Below are 23,006 nucleotides of genomic sequence, written 5' to 3' on the forward strand. Positions count from 1 at the left end.
CCTCACACCCGCTGCTTGTCGTAGCTCGGCTGCACGCCGGAGCCGTAGAGCCTGAGCGCGCCCCGCTCGCCCACCGCGTTGGGCCGCTGGAAGATCCAGTTCTGCCAGGCGGTGAGGCGGCCGAAGATGCGCGTCTCCATCGTCTCCGGGCCGACGAAGCGCAGGTTGGCCTCCATGGCGGTGAGGGCGTCGGGCGAGAAGCTCGCCCGCTCCTCCAGCATGATGCGCAGCTCGTCGTCCCAGTCCGTCTCGTCGAGGGCGAAGGTGACGAGGCCGAGCGTCTCCGCCTCCTCCGCCCCGATCGGCTCGCCGATCCGCGCCTCGGCGCGCGCCAGGCTTTCCTTCTCGCCCCAGAAGCGCGCCTGCAGCCGGGTCAGCCCGTTCGCCATCGGGTAGGCGCCGAAATTGAGCGCCGAGAGGCGCAGCGTCGCGGCCGGCCGGTTGTCGCCCGCCCGGGCGCCGATCAGCATGGCGGAGCGGTCGGCGGCGAAGGCGAGCTCGGCGAGCGTGCCGGCGAAGCAGCTTCCCGGCTCTGCCAGCGCGATCAGGCTGCGCGAGGTCATGTCGAGCCGCTTCAGCACGCGCTTGAGGTGGAGCCGCACCTCGCGGATGAACCAGTCGCCCCCATGCGCCTCCAGGAAGGCGTCGTGCGCGAGGACATGCGCCGCCTCTCCCTGGGTGCGCAGCACCAGCAGGCCGAGCTCGGGCTCGTTCAGGCGGAGGTGCAGGATGGCGTCGTCGAGCTCGCGCGCCATCTGCAGCGGCCAGAAGGCGGCATCGCGTGCGGCCTCGAGCGTCGCGGGCGGCGGGCCGGGCGGGGCGGCGACGGTGAGGATGGCGCGGCCGGCTCCGCGGTCGAACTCCAGGGCGACATGGCCGTAGAACACGCCGCCCTCTTCGAAGCGGCGCGCGAGCGGCGTCAGCGCCACCCCCCTGGCGTCGCGCGGCCGGTCCGACCGCGCCGCCGCCTCCAGCGCCCGCTCGCGCAGCCGCGCCTCCCAGGCGGAGGGGGGCACCGCCTCGTCCACCAGGCGCCACTCGACGGCGCGGCGCCCGCGCACGCCCTCCTCGGTCGAGCAGAACAGGTCGGCGAGATCGCGCCGCACCCGGCGCTTGTCGGTCACGCGGGTCAGCCCGCCGGTGCCGGGCAGCACGGCGAGCAGCGGCGTTTCCGGCAGCGCGACGGAGGAGCGGCGGTCGTCGATCAGCAGGATGCGGTCGGTGGCGAGCGCCAGCTCGTAGCCGCCGCCGGCGGCCGGGCCGCTGATGGCGCAGATCCAGGTCTGGCCCGAATTCTCCGTCGCATCCTCGATGGCGCAGCGGGTCTCGTTGGTGAATTTGCAGAAATTCACCTTGTGGCCGTGCGAGGCGCCGGCGAGCATGCGGATGTTGGCGCCGGCGCAGAACACGTTCTCCTTGCCGGAGCGGAGCACCACCGCGCCCACCTCCGGGTGCTCGAAGCGCAGGCGCTGCACCGCATCCGCCAGCTCGATGTCCACGCCGAGGTCGTAGGAGTTGAGCTTCAGCTCATAGCCCTCGAACAGGCCGCCCGCAGGGTCCACATCCATGATCAGGTGGGCGACCGGGCCGTCGAATTGCAGCTTCCAATGCCTGTAGCGGCTGGGATCGGTCTGGAAATCGATGCGTGCCATGCCCCGGTCGTGCCTCCCTGGCGGCCCCGTGCCTGCGATATAATGCAGAATTCCTCAGATCAACAAGAGAAGATGCATTATTCTGCCTGTGCGTGCCCGGCCCTCTCCCGCACGCCGAACAGCCGCGCGGAAAAATCGCGCAAGGCGTCCAGAACCGGCCCGGGGGACTCCAGATGCGGCGCATGGCGCACCCCGGGCAGCACCAGCGCCTCGACCGGGCAGTAGGCCTCGCGTTCCAGCATCCGCACCTGCTCGACCGTGCCGTAGGGGTCCGCCTCCCCCTGCACCACCAGCACCGGCACGCGGATATGCGCGATCTCCGGCTGCAGGTCGAAGAGGCGGGAGAAGCCGGGGTCGAGCCAGGCCCGGTTCCAGCCGAGGAAGGCGGCCTCCGGATCGCGGTGGTAGGCGGCGAGGCGCTGGCGCAGCTCCCCCGCCTCCCAGCGCTGCCTGGCTTCGGCGATGGCGGCGAGGGAAACCTCCTCGACGAAGAAGTGCGGCGCCAGCAGCGCAAGGCCATTCACCCGGAAATCCTGGCGCGAGCCCGCATAGATCGCGGCGATCGAGCCGCCGTCGGAATGGCCGAGCAGCAGCACGCGGCGCAGCCCGGCCGCGTCCAGCACGCGCGGCAGCACCTCCCGCGCCTCGTCGTGCATGTAGGTCAGCGGCCGCGGCAGCGCGACGCCGTCGGACTGCCCGTAGCCGAAGCGCGAATAGGCGAGCACCCCGCAGCCCGTGGCGGCGGCGAGCGCGGCCGGGAAGTCGCGCCAGAGGGCGACGCAGCCGAGCCCCTCATGCAGCAGCAGGATGGTCGGCGCCGCCTCCGGCCCCGGCCCCCACCAGGCGGTTTCCAGCCGCCGCCCGTCGAGCCGGATCTCGCCGCGGCGTCCTTCCACGGATGCGCTCATCGCGTGCCCTCCAGCATGGCGCGCAGGCGGAAGCGCTGGATCTTGCCGGTGGCGGTCTTGGGCAGCTCCTCCACCACCTCGACCCAGCGCGGATACTTCCACGGCCCGGCCTCGGCCTTCACATGCGCCTGCAGCGCCTCGGTCAGCGCGGGGCCGGGCACCGCCGCCCCGGGCTTCAGCACGACGAAGGCCATGGGCTTGACGAGGCCGTCCGCATCCTCCCGCCCCACCACCGCCGCCTCCTGCACCGCGGAGTGGGAGGCGAGCGCCGCCTCCACCTCGAAGGGCGAGACCCAGATGCCGCTCACCTTGAACATGTCGTCGGCGCGGCCCTGGTAGCGGTAGCACCCGGCCTCGTCGCGCAGATATTTATCGCCGGTGCGCGTCCACTCGCCCTGGAAGGTGCGGCGCGACTTGTCGCGCTGGTTCCAGTAGCCCTCCGCCGCCGAGGGGCCGCGCACCAGCAGCTCCCCGATCTCGCCCGGCGGCAGGTCGCGGTCCTGCTCGTCCACAATGCGGAGCTCGTAGCCGGGCACGGCGACGCCGCTGGTGCCGTGGCGCACCGCGCCGGGGCGGTTGCTGAGGAAGATGTGCAGCATCTCGGTGCTGCCGAGGCCGTCCAGGATCTCCACCCCCACCACCTCCTCCCAGCGGCGGCCGATCGGCTCGGGCAGCGCCTCGCCGGCGGAGACGCAGCGGCGCAGCCGGCCGGAGCCGGCGCCCGGCCCGAGGCCGGGATGCGCCAGCAGCCCGGCATAGAGCGTCGGCACGCCGCAGAAGATGCTCGGCCGGTGCGCGCGCATCACCGCGAGCACCGCCTCCGGCGTCGGCCGTTCCGGCAGCAGCACCGCGGCGGCGCCGACCGACATCGGGAAGGTCATGGCGTTGCCGAGGCCGTAGGCGAAGAACAGCTTGGCGGCGGAGAACACCAGGTCGTCGCGCGCGATGCCGAGCACCTGCGCGGCGTAGGTCTCGGCCGTCGCGCGCAGGCTGGAATGCACGTGCTTCACGCCCTTCGGCGCCCCGGTCGAGCCCGAGGAGTAGAGCCAGAACGCCACCTCGTCCGGGCTCGCCGGCTCCGGCTCCCGCGCCGGCGCGGCGGAGGCGAGGAAGGCGGGCAGCGCCTCCGCCCCCGGCGGCAGATCCCCGGGCGCCCCGCCATCGGGGGCCGCCACCAGCACGCGGCGGAGCGCGCGCGCCCCGGCCAGGGCCGGGCGCAGCGCCGGGAGCAGCGGGGCGGAGAGGCAGGCCGCCTCGGCGCGGCTGTCCTCCAGGATGTAGGCGACCTGCTCGGGCGGCAGCAGCGTGTTCACCGGCACCGGCACCACGCCGGCGCGCAGCGCGCCCCAGAACACGACGGGGAAGTCCACCGTGTCGAGCATCAGCATCGCCAGCCGCCGCTCCGGCCCGATGCCGGCGGCGCGCAGCGCGCCGGCGAAGCGGGCGCTGGCCTCGGCAAGCGCGGCGTAGCTCAGGCGCCGCCAGGGGTCGGCGAAGGCAAGGGCCTCGCCGCGCCCCTCGGCCAGGTGCCGGTCGAGGAACCAGCTCGCCGCGTTCGCTGCCGCCGAGCGGAGGCCCCGTCCTGCCGTCGCGCTGACCTGCATCCTATCTCCCTCCCTCACACGCCGAGGTGGCGGTGCATCAGCGCCGGATCGGTGCGCAGCCGCTCCGGCGGGCCGCTGAACACCACGGCGCCCTTCACCAGGATCTCCACCCGGTCCACCAGGGAGAGGACCGCCTCCACCGTCTTGTCCACGATGATGGTGGCGATCCCGGCCTCCCGGATCATGCGCAGCGTCTGCCAGATGCCGTCGCGCACGATCGGCGCCAGACCCTCCGTCGCCTCGTCCAGGATGAGCAGCCGCGGGCTGGTCATCAGCGCGCGGCCGATGGCGAGCATCTGCTGCTCGCCGCCCGAGAGCTGGTCGCCGCGGTGCCCGGCGCGCTGGGCGAGGCGGGGGAACAGCGCCAGCACGCGCTCCTCAGGCCAGGGCAGGCTGCCATCCAGGGCGGGCCGCGCGGCGAGGCGCAGATTCTCCAGCACCGTCAGGCTGCCGAACACCCCGCGCCCCTCCGGCACCACGGCGATCCCGCGCCGCGCGCGGCGGAAGGGCGGCTCCCCGGTCACCGCCGCGCCGTCCACCAGCACCTCGCCGGCGCGGGCGGGAAGCTGGCCGAGCAGGGTGCGGATCAGCGTCGTCTTGCCCATGCCGTTGCGGCCCATCAGGCCGATCGCCTCGCCCGGCCGGACGGCGAGGTCCACCCCGCGCAGCACCAGCCCGGCGCCGTAGCCGGCCTCGAGGCCGCGCGCCTCCAGGATCGGCGCGGCCCCGTCCTGGCGCGGCCGGGCCGGGTCTGCGCGCCTCTCGGCGCTCCGCTCGCCGGCCGCGCTCATGCGCCCTGGCCCAGATAGGCCTCGCGCACCGCGGGCGAGGCGCGGATCTCGGCCGGCGTGCCGCGCTCCAGCACCCGCCCCTCCACCATCACCGTCAGCCGGTCGGCGACCGCGAAGACGACGTCCATGTCGTGCTCGATCAGCAGCAGGGCATGGTCGCGCGCGAGCTGGCGCAGCAGGGCGGCGACGCGCTCGCCCTCCTCGGGGCCGAGTCCCGCCAGCGGCTCGTCGAGCAGCAGCACGGTGGGGCGCATCGCCAGCGCCATGGCGATCTCGAGCAGGCGCAGCTCGCCGTGGCTGAGCGTGCCGGCGACGCGCTCCTCCGCCTCGCGCAGGCCGACGCGGGTCAGCGCCCCGCGGGCGGCGCGGAGCGGCCCGTGCTCGCGCGCCGCGGGGCGCAGCCAGCGGCGCAGCGGGAACTCGCCCGCCTGCGCGGCGAGGCGCACGTTCTCGAGCACCGTCATGCCGCGCATCACGTTGCTGCGCTGGAAGGAGCGGCCGATGCCGGCCAGCGCCCGCCGCCAGGACGGCCAGGCGGTGACCTCCTCCCTGCCCAGCCAGATCCGGCCGGCGCTCGGGCGCAGCTCGCCGGCCAGCAGGTTGACGAGCGTGCTCTTGCCCGCGCCGTTCGGGCCGATCACCGCGTGCAGCTCGCCGATGGCGAGGGTGATGGAGACGTCGTCCACCGCCGTCAGCCCGCCGAAGCGGCGCGTCAGCCCCTCTGCCGCCAGCGCGCTCATGGCCGCGCCGCCTCCACGGCGGCCGGGGCCGGCTGGCGGCGCTCCCTGCGCGGCAGGCGGAGCCCGGCGAGGCCGCCGGGCAGCGCCAGCACCGCGGCGAGGATCACGAGCCCCACCACCAGGCGCTGGCGCTCGGTGATCAGCGTGCCCGCCTCGGCTAGGCCGATGAAGGCGAAGGCGCCGAGGATCGGGCCGTGCAGCGCGCCGAGCCCGCCGAGCAGGATCATCAGCAGCCCCTCGGCCGAGCGGTGCCAGCCGAGCAGCTCCGGGTTCACGAAGGCCTCTGTCATCGCCTGCATGTGTCCGGCGACGCCGGCCAGCATGCCCGCCGCGACGAAGGCGGCGAGCTTCACCCGCCGCGTATTGTAGCCGAGGGCGCGCATCCGGTCCTCGTTGGCGCGGATGCCGAGCAGGGCGCGGCCGAACAGCGTGCGCATCAGCAGCGCGAGGCCCGCATACATCAGGACGAGGAGGCCGAGGTTCAGCCACAGCATCACCGCGGGGCGGGAGCGCCGCGGCACCTCCAGGACGAGGCCGAACAGCTCCAGCGCCGGGCGGGTGACGAACACGCCGTCCTTGCCGCCGCCGAGCGGGGTGTCGTGGAAGACGAAGAACAGCATCTGCCCGAAGGCGAGCGTCGTCATCAGGAAGAAGAAGCCGCGCGTGCGCAGCGACAGCGCGCCGACCACCGCCGCCGCGAGGCCCGCCAGCGCCGCCGCCGCCGGCAGGGTGGCCAGCACGGAAAGGCCGGGCGGCAGCAGGTGGATCGCATAGGCGCCGATGCCGAAGAAGGCGGCATGGCCGAGGCTGACCATGCCGCCCGCGCCCACCAGGAGCTGCAGGCTGAGCGCGAACATCGCCGCCACCAGCGCCGTGGAGGCGAGCTGCAGATGGTAGTGCGAGGCCCAGAGCGGCATGGTGGCGATCCCCGCCGCCGCCAGGGCCAGCAGCGCGTGGCCCGCGCGCCCCGCGACCACCATCGCTCAGGCCCCCCGCGCGAACAGGCCCGAGGGCCGCCAGAGCAGCACCGCGGCCATCAGCATGTACACGGCAAGCCCCGCCAGCTCCGGCAGGTAGGCCTTGCCGAGCGTGTCCACGAGGCCGATCAGCAGCGCCCCCCAGAACGCCCCGGCCACCGAGCCGACGCCGCCCACCACCACCACCACGAAGGAGATGATGAGGAACTTGTCGCCCATGCCGGGGTAGACCGACTGCAGCGGCGCGGCGAGCGCGCCCGCCAGCATCGCCAGCGCCGTGCCGAGGGCGAAGACGAGGGTGTGGATGCGCCGCGCGTCCAGGCCCAGCAGCTCCACCATCTCCGGCTTCTCCGCCGCGGCGCGCACCGCGCTGCCCATGCGCGTGCGCTCAAGGGCCAGGAACATCAGCGCCGCGACCAGCACGCACAGCGCCAGCACCGCCAGCCGGTAGGCGGAATAGGCGAAGTCCGCCGTGACCGGCACCGAGAAGTCGAGCGCCGCCGGCACCGGCACGCTGTGGAAGTCGTTGCCGAGCAGCATGGAGCGCGCCTCCTCGAACAGCAGGATCAGCGCGAAGGTCAGCAGCACCTGGTCGAGGTGCTCGCGCGTCCGGAAGCGGCGGAACAGCGTGCGCTCGAGCAGGGCGCCGAACAGGATGCCGCCCGCGATCGCCGCCGGCAGGGCCAGCCACAGCGAGCCGCTCCAGCGGGCGATGACGAAGGCGAGATAGGCGCCGATCATGAACAGGCTGCCATGGGCGAGGTTGATCACGCCCATCACGCCGAACACCAGCGTCAGTCCGCTGCTGATCAGGAACAGCAGCAGCCCGTACTGCAGCCCGTTCAGCACCTGCGCGAACAGGCCGCTCATCGCCTCCCCTCCGGGGCGCGCGCCCGGTCCCGGCGCGCCCCCTGCCGCCGCGGCGCCACGTCAGGCCATGCGGCAGCCGGTGCCGGGATCGGCCAGCGCCTCGGCGGCGATGCCGACCACGCGGTTCTGCCCGCCGCGCGCCTCGCGCAGGTAGATGTTCTGCACCGGGTTGTGGCTCGGCGAGAGGGTGAAGGCGCCGCGCGGGCTGTCGATGCGCGCGGCGCGCATCGCCCGCACCCATTCGCGCTCGGCCGAGACGTCGCCCCTGGCCGCGTCCATGCCGATGCCGAGAAGCTGCGCCGCGTCGTAGCCCTGCACCGCGTAGACGTCGGCCTCGCGGCCGGTGCGCTCCCGGAAGGCGGCGCGGAAGGCGTTGTTCTTCGGGTTGTCCAGCCCGTCGCCGTAGTGCAGCGCGGTGCGGATGCCCTCCGCCGCCGCGCCCTGCGCCGCCAGCACCCCCTCGGTCAGGAAGCCCGAGCCGGTGAGGGGGATGCGCTCCTTCAGCCCCGCGGCGGCGTATTCGCGCACGAACTGCACCGCGCCGCCGCCGGCGAAGAAGCTGCCCACCGCCTGCACCTCGAGGCCCGGGATCTGCGCCAGCAGCGGCTGGAAATTGGTCTCGGGGAAGGGGAGCTTCAGCTCCCGCACCACCTCGCCGCCCGAGGCCCTGAGCCCCTCGCGGAAGCCCTCGCCCGCCTCGTTGCCCGCGGCGTAGTCCCAGGTGACCCAGGCGGCGCGGCGCACCCCCTCGCGGCCGAGCGCGAGACCCATGCCGTAGGCCGGCTGCCAGTTGGTGAAGGAGGTGCGGAAGATGGTCGGCGCGCAGAGCTCGCGCGTCGCCGAGGCGTTGCCGGCGTTCGGGATGATGAGCGGCACGCCCCGTTCCCGCGCCGCCTGGACCAGCGCCATCACCACGCCCGAATGCACCGTGCCGATCAGCACCTCGGCCCGCTCGCGGCCGAGCAGGCGGTTCACGTTCTGCACCGCGTTGGCCGGGTTGCTCTCGTCGTCGAGGCGGATGAGCTGCACGGCCCGCCCGCCCATGCGCCCGCCGCGCTCGGCGAGGTGCAGCTCGATCGCCGCGGCGATGTTCTCGCCGAGCGCGGCGAAGGTGCCGGAGAAGGGCAGCATCAGCCCGACGCGCAGCGGCGCCCCCTGCGCCAGGGCGGGGCGAGGGGGGAAGGCGCCGGCAAGGGCGGCACCGGCGGCGAGCCCCGCCAGGCCGCGGCGCGAAATGGGCAAAGCAGCGCTCTGGCGCATCGTGTCGTTTCCTCTCCCTCGCGATGACCGTGCTCGGGCACGGCCTGTTCGTTCCGCCTCGCCTGCGCCCCGCGGCAGCGCCAGCGGGGAATGCACTTTATTGCCGCCGCGCGGGATTTCGGCAATATCCTGCAAGCGACCCCTTCCCCCGGCGGCCGGTCCTGCACTATGCCCAAGGGCCAAGGCGCCCGCAGCAGGCGCCGCAGCCATTGGGGGGAGGAAGCGCCATGGATGCCGAGCCCGCCGCGCCGCCGCTGTTCGCGCCCGTCCGGGTGGAGCGCGTCGCCCTGCCGGGCGGCGGCTGGCGGCTCCGCGCCCGCGAGCCCCTCGCCCCGCACCCGCCGCGCGTCACCGACCCGCTGTGGCACTGGGCGGAAGCGGCCCCCGGCCGACCCTTCCTGCGCGAGCGCGGCGCCGACGGCGCCTGGCACGGCGTCACCTACGCCGAGGCGGCGGGGATGGTGCGGCGCCTCGGCGCGGCGCTGCTGGAACGCGGTCTCGGCCCGGGGCGGCCGGTGGCGATCCTCTCCGGCAATTCGGTGCGGCACGCGCTGCTCGCCCTGGCCTGCCAGGCCGTCGGCGTGCCCCACGCCGCCGTCTCCGTGCCCTACAGCCTGCAGAGCGGCGACCTCGGCAAGCTGCGCCACATCCTCGGCCGCCTGCGCCCGGCGTTGCTCCTCGCCGAGGAGGCCGCGCCCTTCGCCCGCGCCCTCTCCGTGCCCGAGGCGGAGGGGGCGGAGATCGTCTCCGCCACGGGGGAGGGGGGCGCCACGCCCTTCGCCGCGCTGCTGGAGGCGGCGCCCGGGGCGGCGCTGGAGCGCGCCATCGCCGCCGCGGATCCCGACGCGCCGGTGAAGATCCTGTTCACCTCGGGCTCCACCGGCGTGCCCAAGGGGGTGCTGACCACGCACCGCATGATGGCCGCGAACCAGCAGCAGATGGCCCAGGTCTGGCCCTTCCTGGCCGCCGAGCCGCCGGTGATCCTGGACTGGCTGCCCTGGAGCCACTGCTTCGGCGGCAGCCACAACCTGAACATGGCGCTGCGCTTCGGCGGCACCTTCTGGATAGACGATGGCCGGCCGATGCCCGGCCTGTTCGAGCGCACCCTGGCCAATCTGCGCGATGTCTCGCCCACCCTGCGCTTCGACGTGCCGCGCGGCCACGCCCTGCTGCTGCCGGCGCTGGAGGCGGATCCCGCGCTCTGCCGCCGCTTCTTCGCCCGCCTCCGCCTGGTGTTCAGCGCCGCGGCGGCGATGCCCGAGGCGCAGTTCCGCCGCCTGCAGGCGCTCGCGGCCCGGCATGCGCCGCGGCCGGTGCCGGTCGTCTCCTCCTGGGGGCTGACCGAGACGGCGCCCGCCGCCACCACGACGCATACGGAACGCACCCCGCCCGGGGGCATCGGCACGCCGTTGCCGGGGGTCGAGCTGAAGCTCGTGCCGGTGGAGGGCAAGATCGAGATCCGCGTGCGCGGCCCCAACCTGTTTCCGGGCTATCTCGACGATCCGGAGGCGACGGCCGCGGCCTTCGACGAGGAGGGATTCTTCCGCACCGGCGACGCCGTCACCTGGGTGGACGAGGCCGACCCGGCGCAGGGGCTGCGCTTCGACGGGCGGCTGGTGGAGGATTTCAAGCTCTCCTCCGGCACCCGCATCAACGCGCTGGAGATCCGCCTGCGCGCCCTCGCCGCCCTGCAGGGGATGGCGCGCGACCTGGTGGTGGTGGGGGCGGACCGCGACGATGTCGGCCTGCTGGTCTTCCCCGCCGACCCGGCGCGGAGCGGGGAGGCGGGGTTCCGCGAGGAGGTGCGGGCCGCGCTCGCGGCCATGAACGCGGCGGCGGGGGACGGCTCGTCGCGCCGCGTCGCCCGTGCCATGCTGCTGGCCGAGCCGCCCTCCCTCGACGCCGGGGAGGTGACGGACAAGGGCTCGCTCAACGTCCGCGCCATCACCACGCGGCGCGCCGGCGCGCTGGCGCGCCTCTACGACGACCAGGACCCGGAGGTGATCCGCCCATGAACGACCTCTCGCCCGGCGCCACCGCGCCCGACTGGACCCGCTACGCCGAGGGCGCGCTGGTCGAGACCCATGCCGATGCCACCGTGCTCGCCGGCGCGCGCACGCCCTTCGTGGATTTCAATGGCGCGCTCGCCCAGGTCTCGCCGACCGATCTCGGCATCCACGCCGCCCGCGCGGCGCTGGCGCGCAGCGGCCTCGATCCCGCCCGGCTCGGCACCACCATCGCCGGCAACTGCATCCAGGCGAGCTACGACACGCTGTTCTTCGCTCGCCACATCGGCCTCTACAGCGGGATGCGGGACGACCGGCCGGCGCATGGCGTGCAGCGCCTCTGCACCACCGGCTTCGAGGCGATCGCCCAGGGTGCGCGCCTGACCAGCACCGGGCAGGTGGAGGCCGCGCTCTGCGTCGGCACCGAGAGCATGAGCCGCGCCCCGGTCGCCGCCTTCACGCTGCGCGGCGGCTTCGGCCTCGGCCAGGTCGAGTTCAAGGACATGCTGTGGGAGGCGCTGCTCGACACCGGCTGCGGCACCGCCATGGGCGGCACGGCGGAGAACCTGGCGAGGCTGCACGGCATCACGCGCGAGGAGGTGGACGCCTACGCCGCCGAGACCTTCCGCCGCGCCGTGGAGGCCCAGGCCGCCGGCCGCTTCGCCGAGGAGATCGCCCCCGTCACCGAGCAGGTCTTCGAGGGGCCGGGGCTGAAGCCGCGCCGCCTCAGGCTGCCGCGCAAGGTGGCGGAGGTGGCGCAGGACAGCCACATCCGCCCGACGCCGGTGGAGGTGCTGGCGAAGCTCGCCCCGGTCTTCGGCGGCGTGCAGACGGGCGGCAACAGCAGCGCCATCGTGGACGGCGCGGCGGCGGTGGTGGTCACCACCGGCAAGGCGGCGTCCGGCGGCGCCGCGGGCGGCGCGGCGCCGCTCGGGCGCGTCGTCGCCTCGGCGGTCGCCGGCGTGCCGGCGGAGGTGATGGGCATCGGCCCGGTCCCGGCCACCATCGCCCTGCTGCGCCACCAGGGGCTTCGCGTCGAGGACATCGACCTGTTCGAGATCAACGAGGCCTTCGGCGCGCAGGTCGAGGCGGTGCGCCGGGCGCTCGGCGTGCCGCGCGAGCGGTTCAACGTGAACGGCGGCGCCATCGCCTTCGGCCACCCGCTGGCGGCGACGGGCGTGCGCTGCGTGCTCTCGGTGATGATGGAGCTGCGCCGGCGCGGGCTGAAGCGCGCCATCGCCGGGGCCTGCGCCGGGGGCGGGCAGGGCATGGCGCTGCTGGTGGAGACCGCGTGAGCACGGCCGACATCCGGCGCGTCGCGGTCGTCGGCACCGGCGTCATCGGCGCGTCCTGGGCGGCGAATTTCCTCGCCCGGGGCCTCGAGGTCATCGCGACCGACCCGGCGCCGGGGGCGGAGGAGCGGCTGCGCCGCGCGGTCGCCGCGCACTGGCCTGCGCTGGAGCGGCTCGGCCTGGCGCCAGGGGCCTCGCCCGACCGGCTGCGCTTCGTCGCCACGCCGGAGGCGGCGGTGGAGGGCGCCGGCTTCGTGCAGGAGAACGGGCCGGAGCGGCTGGAGGTGAAACGCGAGCTGTTCCGCGCCATGGACGCGGCGGCGCCGGCGGAGGCGGTGCTCTCCTCCTCCTCCTCCTTCATCCCGCCAAGCGAGGTGCAGGCCGCCTGCGCCCACCATCCGGAGCGGGTGGTGCTCGGCCACCCCTTCAACCCGCCGCACCTGATCCCGCTGGTGGAGGTGGTGGGCGGCAAGGCCACCTCCGAGGCGGCGGTTGGCCGCGCCATGGCGTTCTACGCCGCCATCGGCAAGAAGCCGATCCGGCTGCGCAAGGAGATCCGCGGCCACATCGCCAACCGGCTGCAGGCGGCGCTATGGCGGGAGGCGGTTTTCCTGCTCCAGGAGGGGGTGGCCGATGTCGCCGACCTCGACGCGGCCATCGCGCACGGGCCGGGGCTGCGCTGGGCGCTGCTCGGGCCCTTCCTCAACCTCCACCTCTCCGGCGGGGAGGGCGGGATCGAGCACCTGCTCTCCCATATCGGCCCCTCCATCGGGGCCATGTGGCGGGAGCTGGGCGAGGCCGAGCTGACGCCGGAAGCGCAGGCGGCGATCGCCCGCGGCACCCGCGCCGAGCTTGCGGCGCTGGACGAGGCGGAGATGCTGCGCCAGCGCGACCGGCTGCTGCTCGACCTGCTGCGGGCCAAGGCGGAGGCGGCTGCCCTGCCTTGAGGGCAGACCGGCCAGGCCGACCTGCCCCCTACCTCCGCCCGGCCCGGGGGTGCAGCCACCGGGCGAGGCGGTGGCCGAGCCAAGCCGAGGCCAGCCAGAGGGCCGCCGATCCGGCCACATAGACGCCGGCGCGGCCGGTCGCGCCCGCCTCGAACAGGCGGAGGCTCTCCAGGCTGAAGATCGAGAAGGTGGTGAAACCGCCGCAGAAGCCGGCCATGACGAAGTGGCGCGCGGCCGGGGAGGGGAGGAGCGGCCCCCCCGGCCCCGCCAGCGCGGCGTAGAGCCCGATCAGGAAGGAGCCGGCGGCGTTGACCAGCAGCGTGCCCCAGGGAAAGGCGGGGCCGAGCAGCGCCAGCGCGCCGACCGAGCAGAGGTAGCGCGCCACCGAGCCGAGCGCGCCGCCCGCCGCTACCGCGGCATAGACCACCGCCTGCCTGCCCATGCGGCTCATCCTCCGAACAGCCGGGCGCCGGCGAGGTGGCCGGCTGCCACCGCCCCCAGGCACAGGGCGAGGGAGGCGAGGAGGTTGAGCAGGGCCCGCCGGCCTTCCCCCGCCTGTGCCAGGGTCAGGGTCTGCAGACTGAAGGAGGAGACGGTGGTGTAGCTGCCCAGAACCCCGACCGCGAGGGCAAGCCAGGCTCCACGCCACTCCGGCGCGAGCCCCTCCGGGCGCAGCGCCACGGAGGACAGCAGGCCGATGGCCAGCGCGCCGGTGGCATTCACCGTCAGCGTGCCCCAGGGAAAGATCTCGCGCAGGCGCCGCGCCACGAGGCCCGAGAGCCAGAAGCGGGCACAGGCCCCGGCGGCACCGCCGAGCGCCACCGCCAGCAGCTCCGTCATGCCGCGCTGGCCCCGGGCGGGAAGAGCCGCGTCCGGCCGGGCGGCCGGCGCCGCTCCCCGGCCAGGTGCGCGCCGGCGCGCGGCCGGACATTGCTCATGCGTGCCCTCCACCCTGCTCTGCTGCGACGGGGCTGCATAGGCGGATCGCCTCGGGAGGTGAACGCCCCTGCCGTGGGTGGGAGGGAGACCCCCCTTCATGACACGGCGATGAACGCCGCCTCATGAGGCTTGACCCACCGGCCGCTTCGCGCGATATGGCCTGCAAGCGCGCCGGGTCCGCCCGGCGCGCATCCCGTGTCAACCCCCTGGAGTGCCCGATGGACGAGGCGAGCGGAAGTAGCCGCACGCATCACCAACGCCGCGCCGCCGCGCGGCGCCGGGCCCCGCGCGCGCCGATCGCCTGACGATCCGCCGCCTCCGTTCCGGCGCCCCGCGGCGGCGCCCCGAACCGGACGGAGACGGTCATGAGCGCCACCACACTTCCGACCGCCAAGGCGCCGCTGCCTGCCGAGGCGGCCGCCGCCCTGCACCCCGCCGACCTCGCCGCGCTGCTCGACCTGCGCGAGCCCGGAGCCGCCTGGGAGGTGCTGGCCGCCCTGCCGCTGGCCCGGCGGGCGGAGACCTTCGGCTACCTCTCGGCCGCCACCCAGGTGGCGGTGGCCGAGGTGGCCTCCCCGCGCGACCTCGCGGCCCTGCTGACCGCCATGGATGCCGATGAGCGGGCCGATTTCTGGGCGCGCCTGCCCGAGGAATCGCGGGAGGCGCTGGCGCCCGCCCTCGCCGCCGCCGAGCGCGAGGACATCCGCAAGCTCGCCTCCTACCCGCCGGGCACCGCCGGGGCGGTGATGACGAGCGACTACGCCGTGCTGCGCCCGGAGATGGCGGCGCGGGAGGCGATCGAGGCGCTGCGCCGCCAGGCCCCCTCCAAGGAGACCATCCACGTCGCCTACGTGCTCTCGCCGCAGCGGCGCCTGCTCGGCACCGTCACACTCGAGGATCTGGTGCTCGCCCCGGCCGGGCAGCGCGTCGCCGAGATCATGCGCACCGACCCGCCTTCGGTTCGCGCCGAGGATCCGGCGGAGGAGGCGGCGCGGCTGGTCGCCCGCTACGACCTGCCGGCGATCCCCGTGATCAACGGCGGCGATGCGATGGTCGGCATCGTCACCGCCGACGACGCGATGGACGTGGCCGAGGCCGAGGCGACGACGGACTTCCACAAGGCCGGCGGCTCGGCGAGCCTCGGCGTCACGCTGCGCGAGGCCACGACGGGCCTGCTCTACCGCAAGCGGATCGTCTGGCTGATCGTCCTGGTCTTCGCCAACATCTTCTCGGGCGCGGGCATCGCCGCCTTCGAGGACGTGATCGCGGCCAATGTCGCGCTGGTGTTCTTCCTGCCGCTGCTGATCGACTCCGGCGGCAATGCCGGCAGTCAGTCGGCGACGCTGATGGTGCGCGCCCTCGCCACCGGGGAGGCCCGCATGGCCGACTGGGGCCGGATGCTGGGGCGGGAGGTCGTGGTTGCGGCGCTGCTCGGCGCCACCATGGCGGCGGCGGTCTCGATCCTCGGCCTGGTGCGGGGCGGGCCGGAGATCGCGGTGGTGGTGGCGCTGACCATGGTCTGCGTGGTGCTGGTGGGCAGCCTGGTCGGCCTCTCCCTGCCCTTCCTGCTGTCGCGCTTCGGCTTCGATCCCGCCACCGCGAGCGCGCCGCTGATCACCACCATCGCTGACGCCTCTGGCGTGCTGATCTACTTCGCCATCGCCTCGGCGCTGCTGGTGGGCTGAACGGGGCGGTCCCGCCGCGGGGAGGCTGGGCGATGGAACTGCAGGAGGTGGCGCTGCGGCTCGCCGCGGCGCTCGCACTCGGCGCGCTGATTGGCGGCGAGCGGCAGTGGCGGCAGCGCATGGCGGGGCTCAGGACCAATGCCCTGGTCGCGATCGGCGCCTGCAGCTTCACCGTGTTCGGGCTGGTCACGCCGGGCGACGCCAGCCCGACCCGCGTCGCCGCGCAGGTGGTGTCGGGAATCGGCTTCCTCGGCGCGGGCGTGATCATGCGCGAGGGGCTGAACATCCGCGGGCTGAACACCGCCGCGACGCTGTGGTGCGCGGCCGGGGTCGGGGTGTTCTGCGGCGCCGGCGCCTATGGGGCGGCGGCGGTGGCGACGGCGCTGATCGTCGGCGCCAATCTCGGCCTGCGCCCCATCGTGCGCCTGATCAACCGCCAGCCCCAGGCGGGGGCGGAGATCGAGCACCTGTACCGGGTGACGGTGACCTGCAAGGCCGCCAACGAGGCGCATATCCGCGCCCTGCTGATGCAGGCGATCGCGGCTGGCGAAGTGCGGCTGAAGCGGCTGGACAGCGAGGATCTGCCGGCCGCCGAGGGGAGCGTGGAGCGCGTCGCCGTGACGGCGGAGCTGGTCTCTCCGGGGCGGGCCGAGGCGCTGCTCGAGGGCATCGTCGGGCGGCTCAGCCTCGAGCCCTCGGTCAGCCGCGCCGGCTGGGCGGAGGAGAACCCGCCCTCCGCCGGCTGATCCTTCGGGTCATGGTCTGGAGAGGGGTGGTGGAGCTGAGGGGAATCGAACCCCTGACCTCGTCATTGCGAACGACGCGCTCTCCCAACTGAGCTACAGCCCCGCGCCACCGGCGCCGCGGGTCGGGTGCCCGCAGGGCGCGCTAGATGCCCCCGCGGCGCGGGGAAGTCAAGGCGCGTCGCTGCTTGTCCAGGGGCGTTCCCGCCACTAGGTTGCGCCGGCGTTTGCGGCGGGGGTGGGCAGGGCGATGTTCCTGGACGTGGTGTTCTTCCTGGCGGGGGCCGTGCTCGACCTCCTCTGGTGGGCCGTGATCCTGGCGGTGATCGTCCACCTGCTGGTGAACTTCAACGTCCTCGACACCCGCAACCGATTCGTCTGGATGATCGCGGACTTCCTCTACCGCGTCACCGAACCGATGTTCCACCGGGTGCGCCGCTACATGCCGCGTTTCGGCGCGATCGATCTCTCGCCGCTCGTCGTGCTGCTGCTGATCTCGGCGGGGCAGCTCCTGCTCCGCGCCGTGCGGAACTACATGCTGGCGGCGGGGGTGTATTTTTGAGCGCCTTCTGGCGGGCAGAGGCGGACGGGGTGCTGGTGCGGGTGAAGGTGCGGCCGCGCGCGGGGCGCAACGGAGTGGAGGGGGTCGTGCCCTCGGCGGACGGGCCACGCCTCCGCCTAGCGGTGGCCGAGGCGCCCGAGAACGGGCAGGCGAACCGCGCCGCCTGCGCGGTACTGGCGCGCGCTCTTGGCCTCGCCCCCACGGCGGTGCGGGTCTCGGGCGGCGCCAAGTCGCGCGAGAAGACGCTGGCGGCGGCGGGGGACCCCTCCGTGCTCGCCGCCCGGCTTGAGGGGCTCGGATGACGGCGCGGATCATCGACGGCAAGGCGGTGGCGCAGCGGCTGCGGGAGGAGGTGGCGCGGCGCGTCGCCGGCCTGTCCTTCCGGCCCGGCTTGCGCGTGATTCGCGTCGGGGACGATCCGGCGAGCGGCGTCTATGTCCGCAACAAGGACCGCGCCGCCGCGGCGGCCGGCTTCGACAGCGCCACCCTCCACCTCCCGGCCGGCATTTCGGAGGCGGCCCTGCTCGCGGAGCTGGCGGCGCTGAATGCCGATCCGGCGGTGGACGGCATCCTGGTGCAGCTTCCCCTGCCGCCGCAGATCCGCCCGGAGGCGGTGATCGACGCCCTGGACCCGGCCAAGGACGTGGACGGCTTCCACCCGCTGAACGCCGGGCGGCTCGCCTCCGGGGAGACGGGGGGGCTGCTGCCCTGCACGCCCAAGGGGGTGATGCACCTCCTGCGCGAGGCCGGGGCGGCGCTGCCCGGGGCACGGGCCCTGGTGCTCGGCCGCTCCCGCATCGTCGGGCGGCCCATGGCGCAGCTCCTCCTGGCCGCCGACTGCACGGTGACGGTGGCGCATTCCCGCACCCGGGACCTCGCCGCCGAGTGCCGGCGGGCGGAGATCCTGGTCGCGGCGGTAGGGCGGGCGGCGATGGTGCGCGGGGACTGGATCGCCGAGGACGCCGTGGTGATCGATGTCGGCATCACCCGCGGGGCCGACGGCCGCCTGGTGGGCGATGTCGCCTTCGCCGAGGCCGTGACCCGGGCCGGCGCCATCACCCCGGTGCCCGGCGGGGTCGGCCCCATGACCATCGCCTGCCTGCTGGAGAACACCCTGCAGGCGGCGCTGGCGCGGCGGGGCGGGGGCTGAACCCCGCGCCCCGAAGGGCATCCCTCCCTCCGTTGCAGCCCCCCGCCCGATGGGGCAATCTTCCCGCAACCGCCATGGGCGAGGCCGTTCCGCCAGCCGCCGGAACCGCCCCGCCCCTGGCAGCGGGCCGGGCCGGCCTCGCCGGGCACACCGCAACGAGACAACATAATGGAAGCGTCCGCGTGAAGCCGACCGACATCTCCAACCCCGACTACTTCCACAGGGTGGTGGACTGCCAGTGGGCGTGCCCCGCCCACACGCCGGTGCCGGAATATATCCGCCTGATCGCGGCGGGCCGGTACACCGACGCCTACATGGTGAACTGGCACTCCAACGTCTTTCCCGGGATCCTCGGCCGCACCTGCGACCGCCCCTGCGAGCCGGCCTGCCGCCGCGGGCGGGTGGAGGAGGAGCCGGTGGCGATCTGCCGCCTCAAGCGCGTCGCCGCCGACAACAAGGACGACATCGCCGCCCGCCTGCCGGAGGTGCCGGCCGCCTGGAACGGCCGGCGCGTCGCCTGCGTCGGCGCCGGCCCGGCCAGCCTGACGGTGGCGCGCGACCTGGCGCTGCTCGGCTACCGCGTGACGGTGTTCGACGAGCAGGACAAGCCCGGCGGCTTCATCCGCACCCAGATCCCGCGCTTCCGCCTGCCGGAATCGGTGATCGACGAGGAGTGTGGCTACATCCTGGACCGCGGCAACATCGAGACGCGCTACCGCACCCGCGTGAACAGCATGAAGGCGCTGCTCGAGGAGGGCTACGATGCGGTCTTCGTCGGCTGCGGGGCGCCGCGCGGGCGCGACCTCGACATCCCCGGGCGGCGCGAGGCGGCGGCGAACATCCACATCGGCATCGACTGGCTCTCCTCCGTCTCCTTCGGCCACGTGAAGTCCATCGGCCGGCGCGTAATCGTGCTCGGCGGCGGCAACACGGCGATGGATTGCTGCCGCTCCGCACGCCGCCTCGGCGGGGAGGACGTGAAGGTGATCGTCCGCTCCGGCTTCGAGGAGATGAAGGCGTCCCCCTGGGAGAAGGAGGACGCGATGGCCGAGGGCATCCCGATCCTCAACTACCTCGTGCCGAGGAGCTTCGTGCACCGGGACGGCCAGCTCGTCGGCATGACCTTCGAGAAGGTGAAGGCGGAGTACGACGCAAAGGGGCGCCGCAGCCTGGTGCCGACCGGCGAGCCCGATGCCTTCTTCGAGTGCGACGACGTGCTGGTGGCGATCGGACAGGAGAACGCCTTTCCCTGGATCGAGCGGGACATCGGCATCGAGTTCGACCGCTGGGGGCTGCCGCGCCTCGACGAGGCATCGCTGCAGTCCACCAATCCGCGCGTCTTCTTCGGAGGCGACGCCGCCTTCGGCCCGAAGAACATCATCTGGGCGGTGGCGCACGGCCACGAGGCGGCAGTCTCCATCGACCGCTTCTGCCGCGGCGAGGCGGTACGGGACCGCCCGCCGCCGCATGTGAGGATGTCCAGCCAGAAGATGGGCATCCACGAATGGTCCTACGACAACGACGTGTCGCTGGACCTGCGCTACAAGGTGCCGCATCGCGATCCCACGGTGGCGTTGCGCGACATCACGGCCGAGGTCGAGCTCGGCTACGACAGGGAGCTCGCCTTCAAGGAGGCGCAGCGCTGCCTGAACTGCGACGTGCAGACCGTGTTCACCGCGCGCCTCTGCATCGAGTGCGACGCCTGCGTGGACATCTGTCCGGTGGACTGCATCACCTTCACGGAAGACGGGCCGGAGGAGGAGCTGCGCATCCGTCTGAAGGCGCCGGCGGAGAACCTCTCCCAGCCGCTCTACGTGCAGGACGGGCTGAAGACCGGCCGCGTGATGGTGAAGGACGAGGATGTCTGCCTGCACTGCGGGATGTGCGCCGAGCGCTGCCCGACCGGCGCCTGGGACATGCAGAAATTCCTGCTGAACACGGCCAAGACCTACACGATGAGGGAGGGCGCGGCATGCCGGAGCCGCTGACCGCTGTGAACGACTTCGTCGTCAAATTCGCCAACGTCAACGGATCCGGCTCGGCCAGCGCCAACGGCCTGTTCGCCAAGGCCATCCTGCGCATGGGCATACCCATCGCCTCGCGCAACATCTTCCCCTCCAACATCCAGGGCCTGCCGACCTGGTTCGAGGTGCGGGTCAGCGGCGAGGGGCATCTCGGGCGGCGCGGCGGGGTGGACCTGATGGTCGCGATGAACCCGCAGACCTGGGACCGCGACGTGGCCGAGATCGAGCCGGGCGGCTACCTGTTCTACGACTCCACCAAGCCGCTGCCGCGCTCCAGGTTCCGCGACGACATCCATGTCATCGGCGTGCCGCTGACGGAGATCTGCAACGCCGCCTACTCCGACCCGCGGCAGCGGCAGCTCTTCAAGAACATCATGTACATCGGCGCGCTCTCCGCGCTGATCGGCCTGGAGCCGGAGGTGGTGGAGGCCCTGCTCGGCGAGCAGTACCGCGGCAAGGAGAAGCTCAACGCCTCCAACCGCGCCGCCTTCCACATGGGGCGCGACTGGGCGCTGGCGCATCTCCGGCCGATCGGCCTGCAGCTCCGGCGCATGGATGCCGTGGGGCGTCGCATCTACGTGGACGGCAACAGCGCCGCCGCGCTCGGCGCCGTCTATGGCGGCGCCACGGTCTGCGCCTGGTATCCCATCACCCCCTCCACCTCGCTCGCCGAGGCCTTCGAGCGCTGGTGCCGCCGCCACCGCACCGACGGGGAGACGGGGAGGAAGCGCTACGCCATCGTCCAGGCGGAGGACGAGCTCGCCAGCATCGGCATCGTCATCGGCGCCGCCTGGAACGGGGCACGGGCCTTCACCTGCACCTCCGGCCCCGGCATCTCGCTGATGCAAGAGTTCCTGGGCCTCGCCTATTTCGCCGAGATCCCGGCGGTGGTGTTCGACGTGCAGCGGGCCGGCCCCTCGACCGGCATGCCGACGCGCACCCAGCAGTCGGACGTGCTGGCGGCCGCCTACGCCAGCCACGGCGACACCAAGCACATCGTGCTGTTCCCCGAGGATCCGCACGAATGCTTCGAGTTCGGCGCCGCGGCGATGGACCTCGCCGACCGGTTCCAGACCCCGGTCTTCGTGCTGCTCGACCTCGACATCGGCATGAACGATTGGCTGTGCGAGCCCTTCCGCTGGGACGACGGCCGGCGCATGGACCGCGGCAAGGTCATGACCGCGGAGATGCTGGACGCCGGCACCACCTTCGGCCGCTACCTGGACGTGGACGGGGACGGCATTCCCTACCGCACCTATCCCGGCACGCACCCCTCCAAGGGCGCCTTCTTCACCCGCGGCACCTCGCGCGACCGCTTCGCCAAGTACACCGAGGCGGGGCCCGCCTATGTGGACAACATGGAGCGGCTGCTCCGCAAATTCGCCACGGCGAAATCCTGGGTGCCGCGACCCGTCGAAACCCGCGCCGCCGAGCCCACCCGCCTCGGCGTGATCCATTACGGCTCCACCGGCGCCGCCATGCGTGAGGCGCTGGCGGCGCTGCAGGGCGACGGGGTGCGGCTCGACGCGCTGCGCATCCGCGCCTTCCCCTTCCACGACGACGTCATGGACTTCATCGCCCGCCATGACCGCGTCTTCGTCGTCGAGCAGAACCGCGACGCCCAGCTCCGCACCCTGCTGATGGTCGAGGGCAATGTGGATCCCGCGAAGCTCGTCCCGGTGCTGCACTATGACGGCACGCCGATCACCGCGCGCTTCATCCGCCGCGCCATCGCCGAGAAGGTCCAGGGGCTGAGGATCGGCCCCCTGCACGAGGTCGCCGCCGAATGAGCTTCCTTCCCAAGCCCAAGCTGCACCACCCGAAGCTGCCGACCAACGCGCTCGGCTACACGCGCCGGGACTATGAAGGCTCGATCAGCACCCTCTGCGCCGGCTGCGGCCACGACTCGATCAGCGCCGCCATCATCCAGGCCTGCTGGGAGCTCTCGATCGAGCCGCACCGCGTCGCCAAGCTCTCCGGCATCGGCTGCTCCTCCAAGACGCCGGACTACTTCCTCGGCGCGAGCCACGGCTTCAACTCCGTGCATGGCCGCATGCCCTCGGTGCTGACCGGCGCCAACCTGGCGAACCGCGAGCTGATCTATCTCGGCGTCTCGGGCGATGGCGACAGCGCCTCGATCGGCCTCGGCCAGTTCGCGCACATCATGCGCCGTGGCGTGAACATGACCTACATCGTCGAGAACAACGGCGTGTACGGCCTGACCAAGGGCCAGTTCAGCGCCACCTCCGACAAAGGGTCGAAGGCAAAGAAGGGCGCCATCAACACCGACGAGGCGATAGACCTGGTGGCGCTGGCGCTGCAGCTCGGCGCCACCTACGTCGCGCGCGGCTTCTCCGGCGACAAGGAGCAGCTCGTCGGGCTGATCAAGGGGGCGCTGCGGCACAAGGGTGCCGCCTTCATCGACTGCATCTCCCCCTGCGTCGCCTTCAACAACCACGAGGGCTCGACCAAGAGCTACGACTATGTCCGGGAGCACAACGAGGCGGTGAACCGGCTCGACGTGATCCTCGGCCGCGCCGCGCTCACCGCCGACTACGCACCGGGCACGGTGCAGGAGGTGGTGCAGCATGACGGCACCGTGCTGCGCCTGCGCAAGCTCGCCTCCGGCTACGACCCCGCCGATCGGATCGCCGCGATGAACTACCTGCAGGAGCGCAAGGCGGCGGGCGAGATCGTCACCGGCCTGCTCTATCTCGAACCGGAGGCCGAGGATCTGCACGATCATCTCGGCACGGTGGAATTGCCGCTGAACCGCCTGGACGACGCGGCGCTCTGCCCCGGCGCGAAGGCGCTGGAGGCGATCAACGACGCGCTGCGCTGACGCGCCGCGGCCGC

The 23,006-nt window shown here is 73.5% G+C and carries 21 protein-coding genes and 1 tRNA gene; 11 read left to right on the forward strand and 11 right to left on the reverse strand.

Annotated elements, in window-relative coordinates:
- Nucleotides 1-2: 2 nt before the first annotated feature.
- From boxC to ET526_RS08395, 8 genes are all read right to left on the reverse strand, one after another.
- Nucleotides 3-1,652, reverse strand: coding sequence for a 2,3-epoxybenzoyl-CoA dihydrolase (gene boxC / locus ET526_RS08360; protein WP_135467235.1), 1,650 nt, complete (start codon nt 1,650-1,652; stop codon nt 3-5).
- Nucleotides 1,653-1,729: 77 nt separating this feature from the next.
- A complete protein-coding gene (locus ET526_RS08365; protein ID WP_135467236.1) occupies nt 1,730-2,560 on the reverse strand; it encodes an alpha/beta fold hydrolase in 831 nt (276 codons plus the stop codon).
- Nucleotides 2,557-4,164, reverse strand: coding sequence for a benzoate-CoA ligase family protein (locus tag ET526_RS08370; RefSeq protein ID WP_135467237.1), 1,608 nt, complete (start codon nt 4,162-4,164; stop codon nt 2,557-2,559). The genes ET526_RS08365 and ET526_RS08370 overlap by 4 nt, the downstream gene beginning before the upstream one ends.
- A 14-nt stretch (nt 4,165-4,178) precedes the next feature.
- Nucleotides 4,179-4,955, reverse strand: coding sequence for an ABC transporter ATP-binding protein (locus tag ET526_RS08375; protein ID WP_135467238.1), 777 nt, complete (start codon nt 4,953-4,955; stop codon nt 4,179-4,181).
- On the reverse strand, nt 4,952-5,695 hold the full coding sequence (locus tag ET526_RS08380; protein ID WP_135467239.1) for an ABC transporter ATP-binding protein: 744 nt from the start codon (nt 5,693-5,695) through the stop codon (nt 4,952-4,954). The genes ET526_RS08375 and ET526_RS08380 overlap by 4 nt, the downstream gene beginning before the upstream one ends.
- A complete protein-coding gene (locus tag ET526_RS08385; protein ID WP_135467240.1) occupies nt 5,692-6,675 on the reverse strand; it encodes a branched-chain amino acid ABC transporter permease in 984 nt (327 codons plus the stop codon). The genes ET526_RS08380 and ET526_RS08385 overlap by 4 nt, the downstream gene beginning before the upstream one ends.
- A 3-nt stretch (nt 6,676-6,678) precedes the next feature.
- Nucleotides 6,679-7,542 carry a branched-chain amino acid ABC transporter permease gene (locus ET526_RS08390; RefSeq protein WP_135467241.1) on the reverse strand — a complete coding sequence of 288 codons (864 nt, stop codon included), beginning with the start codon at nt 7,540-7,542 and terminating at the stop codon, nt 6,679-6,681.
- Nucleotides 7,543-7,602: 60 nt separating this feature from the next.
- Nucleotides 7,603-8,802, reverse strand: a complete 1,200-nt coding sequence (locus ET526_RS08395) for an ABC transporter substrate-binding protein (RefSeq protein WP_135467242.1) — start codon at nt 8,800-8,802, stop codon at nt 7,603-7,605.
- A 227-nt stretch (nt 8,803-9,029) separates the two neighbouring features.
- Between ET526_RS08395 and ET526_RS08400 the strand changes: the two genes are divergently transcribed.
- The 3 genes from ET526_RS08400 to ET526_RS08410 are packed head-to-tail and all read left to right on the forward strand — an operon-like array spanning nt 9,030 to nt 13,047.
- A complete protein-coding gene (locus tag ET526_RS08400) occupies nt 9,030-10,817 on the forward strand; it encodes an AMP-binding protein (RefSeq protein ID WP_158295526.1) in 1,788 nt (595 codons plus the stop codon).
- Entirely contained in the window at nt 10,814-12,103 is a 1,290-nt protein-coding gene (locus tag ET526_RS08405; protein WP_135467244.1) for a thiolase family protein, read from the forward strand. Before ET526_RS08400 ends, ET526_RS08405 begins: the two co-directional genes overlap by 4 nt.
- Complete coding sequence (locus ET526_RS08410; RefSeq protein WP_135467245.1) at nt 12,100-13,047, forward strand: 3-hydroxyacyl-CoA dehydrogenase NAD-binding domain-containing protein; 948 nt, start codon at nt 12,100-12,102, stop codon at nt 13,045-13,047. The genes ET526_RS08405 and ET526_RS08410 overlap by 4 nt, the downstream gene beginning before the upstream one ends.
- A gap of 28 nt (nt 13,048-13,075) precedes the next feature.
- Here the strand turns inward: ET526_RS08410 and ET526_RS08415 are convergent, their stop codons facing one another.
- Together ET526_RS08415 and crcB are read right to left on the reverse strand one after the other, a co-directional pair.
- A complete protein-coding gene (locus ET526_RS08415) occupies nt 13,076-13,489 on the reverse strand; it encodes a fluoride efflux transporter FluC (protein ID WP_135467246.1) in 414 nt (137 codons plus the stop codon).
- A gap of 5 nt (nt 13,490-13,494) precedes the next feature.
- Nucleotides 13,495-13,887 carry a fluoride efflux transporter CrcB gene (gene crcB, locus ET526_RS08420; RefSeq protein ID WP_135467247.1) on the reverse strand — a complete coding sequence of 131 codons (393 nt, stop codon included), beginning with the start codon at nt 13,885-13,887 and terminating at the stop codon, nt 13,495-13,497.
- Nucleotides 13,888-14,351: 464 nt separating this feature from the next.
- Between crcB and mgtE the strand changes: the two genes are divergently transcribed.
- Nucleotides 14,352-15,671 carry a magnesium transporter gene (mgtE, locus tag ET526_RS08425; RefSeq protein WP_135467248.1) on the forward strand — a complete coding sequence of 440 codons (1,320 nt, stop codon included), beginning with the start codon at nt 14,352-14,354 and terminating at the stop codon, nt 15,669-15,671.
- Nucleotides 15,672-15,703: 32 nt separating this feature from the next.
- Complete coding sequence (locus ET526_RS08430) at nt 15,704-16,417, forward strand: MgtC/SapB family protein (RefSeq protein ID WP_135467249.1); 714 nt, start codon at nt 15,704-15,706, stop codon at nt 16,415-16,417.
- A 27-nt stretch (nt 16,418-16,444) separates the two neighbouring features.
- Here the strand turns inward: ET526_RS08430 and ET526_RS08435 are convergent.
- Nucleotides 16,445-16,520, reverse strand: a tRNA-Ala gene (locus ET526_RS08435).
- A 144-nt stretch (nt 16,521-16,664) separates the two neighbouring features.
- Between ET526_RS08435 and ET526_RS08440 the strand changes: the two genes are divergently transcribed.
- The 6 genes from ET526_RS08440 to ET526_RS08465 all read left to right on the forward strand — a co-directional run bounded on the left by ET526_RS08440 (nt 16,665) and on the right by ET526_RS08465 (nt 22,992).
- Nucleotides 16,665-16,976 carry a YggT family protein gene (locus ET526_RS08440; RefSeq protein ID WP_135467250.1) on the forward strand — a complete coding sequence of 104 codons (312 nt, stop codon included), beginning with the start codon at nt 16,665-16,667 and terminating at the stop codon, nt 16,974-16,976.
- Nucleotides 16,973-17,278 (forward strand): DUF167 domain-containing protein, encoded by a 306-nt coding sequence (locus ET526_RS08445; protein WP_135467251.1) that lies wholly within the window; start codon nt 16,973-16,975, stop codon nt 17,276-17,278. Before ET526_RS08440 ends, ET526_RS08445 begins: the two co-directional genes overlap by 4 nt.
- Nucleotides 17,275-18,126: a bifunctional 5,10-methylenetetrahydrofolate dehydrogenase/5,10-methenyltetrahydrofolate cyclohydrolase gene (locus ET526_RS08450; RefSeq protein ID WP_135467252.1), complete on the forward strand. Its 852-nt coding sequence runs from the start codon at nt 17,275-17,277 to the stop codon at nt 18,124-18,126. Before ET526_RS08445 ends, ET526_RS08450 begins: the two co-directional genes overlap by 4 nt.
- 182 nt (nt 18,127-18,308) lie before the next feature.
- Entirely contained in the window at nt 18,309-20,114 is a 1,806-nt protein-coding gene (locus ET526_RS08455) for an FAD-dependent oxidoreductase (protein ID WP_135467253.1), read from the forward strand.
- On the forward strand, nt 20,099-21,940 hold the full coding sequence (locus ET526_RS08460; protein WP_135467254.1) for a 2-oxoacid:acceptor oxidoreductase subunit alpha: 1,842 nt from the start codon (nt 20,099-20,101) through the stop codon (nt 21,938-21,940). Before ET526_RS08455 ends, ET526_RS08460 begins: the two co-directional genes overlap by 16 nt.
- Complete coding sequence (locus tag ET526_RS08465; RefSeq protein ID WP_135467255.1) at nt 21,937-22,992, forward strand: 2-oxoacid:ferredoxin oxidoreductase subunit beta; 1,056 nt, start codon at nt 21,937-21,939, stop codon at nt 22,990-22,992. The genes ET526_RS08460 and ET526_RS08465 overlap by 4 nt, the downstream gene beginning before the upstream one ends.
- Nucleotides 22,993-23,006: the final 14 nt, after the last annotated feature.

The sequence above is a fragment of the Crenalkalicoccus roseus genome, assembly GCF_004761865.1.
In the GTDB taxonomy this organism is placed as follows: Bacteria; Pseudomonadota; Alphaproteobacteria; order Acetobacterales; family Acetobacteraceae; genus Crenalkalicoccus; species Crenalkalicoccus roseus.

Excerpts from the sequence above, each read along its gene's own strand:
- mgtE (WP_135467248.1), top strand. The coding sequence starts at position 14,352 with ATGAGCGCCACCACACTTCCGACCGCCAAGGCGCCGCTGCCTGCCGAG.
- ET526_RS08380 (WP_135467239.1), bottom strand. The coding sequence starts at position 5,695 with ATGAGCGCGCTGGCGGCAGAGGGGCTGACGCGCCGCTTCGGCGGGCTG.
- boxC (WP_135467235.1), bottom strand. The coding sequence starts at position 1,652 with ATGGCACGCATCGATTTCCAGACCGATCCCAGCCGCTACAGGCATTGG.
- crcB (WP_135467247.1), bottom strand. The coding sequence starts at position 13,887 with ATGACGGAGCTGCTGGCGGTGGCGCTCGGCGGTGCCGCCGGGGCCTGT.
- ET526_RS08375 (WP_135467238.1), bottom strand. The coding sequence starts at position 4,955 with ATGAGCGCGGCCGGCGAGCGGAGCGCCGAGAGGCGCGCAGACCCGGCC.
- ET526_RS08395 (WP_135467242.1), bottom strand. The coding sequence starts at position 8,802 with ATGCGCCAGAGCGCTGCTTTGCCCATTTCGCGCCGCGGCCTGGCGGGG.
- ET526_RS08390 (WP_135467241.1), bottom strand. The coding sequence starts at position 7,542 with ATGAGCGGCCTGTTCGCGCAGGTGCTGAACGGGCTGCAGTACGGGCTG.
- ET526_RS08460 (WP_135467254.1), top strand. The coding sequence starts at position 20,099 with ATGCCGGAGCCGCTGACCGCTGTGAACGACTTCGTCGTCAAATTCGCC.
- ET526_RS08365 (WP_135467236.1), bottom strand. The coding sequence starts at position 2,560 with ATGAGCGCATCCGTGGAAGGACGCCGCGGCGAGATCCGGCTCGACGGG.
- ET526_RS08370 (WP_135467237.1), bottom strand. The coding sequence starts at position 4,164 with ATGCAGGTCAGCGCGACGGCAGGACGGGGCCTCCGCTCGGCGGCAGCG.
- ET526_RS08450 (WP_135467252.1), top strand. The coding sequence starts at position 17,275 with ATGACGGCGCGGATCATCGACGGCAAGGCGGTGGCGCAGCGGCTGCGG.
- ET526_RS08465 (WP_135467255.1), top strand. The coding sequence starts at position 21,937 with ATGAGCTTCCTTCCCAAGCCCAAGCTGCACCACCCGAAGCTGCCGACC.
- ET526_RS08405 (WP_135467244.1), top strand. The coding sequence starts at position 10,814 with ATGAACGACCTCTCGCCCGGCGCCACCGCGCCCGACTGGACCCGCTAC.
- ET526_RS08440 (WP_135467250.1), top strand. The coding sequence starts at position 16,665 with ATGTTCCTGGACGTGGTGTTCTTCCTGGCGGGGGCCGTGCTCGACCTC.
- ET526_RS08430 (WP_135467249.1), top strand. The coding sequence starts at position 15,704 with ATGGAACTGCAGGAGGTGGCGCTGCGGCTCGCCGCGGCGCTCGCACTC.
- ET526_RS08415 (WP_135467246.1), bottom strand. The coding sequence starts at position 13,489 with ATGGGCAGGCAGGCGGTGGTCTATGCCGCGGTAGCGGCGGGCGGCGCG.
- ET526_RS08385 (WP_135467240.1), bottom strand. The coding sequence starts at position 6,675 with ATGGTGGTCGCGGGGCGCGCGGGCCACGCGCTGCTGGCCCTGGCGGCG.
- ET526_RS08400 (WP_158295526.1), top strand. The coding sequence starts at position 9,030 with ATGGATGCCGAGCCCGCCGCGCCGCCGCTGTTCGCGCCCGTCCGGGTG.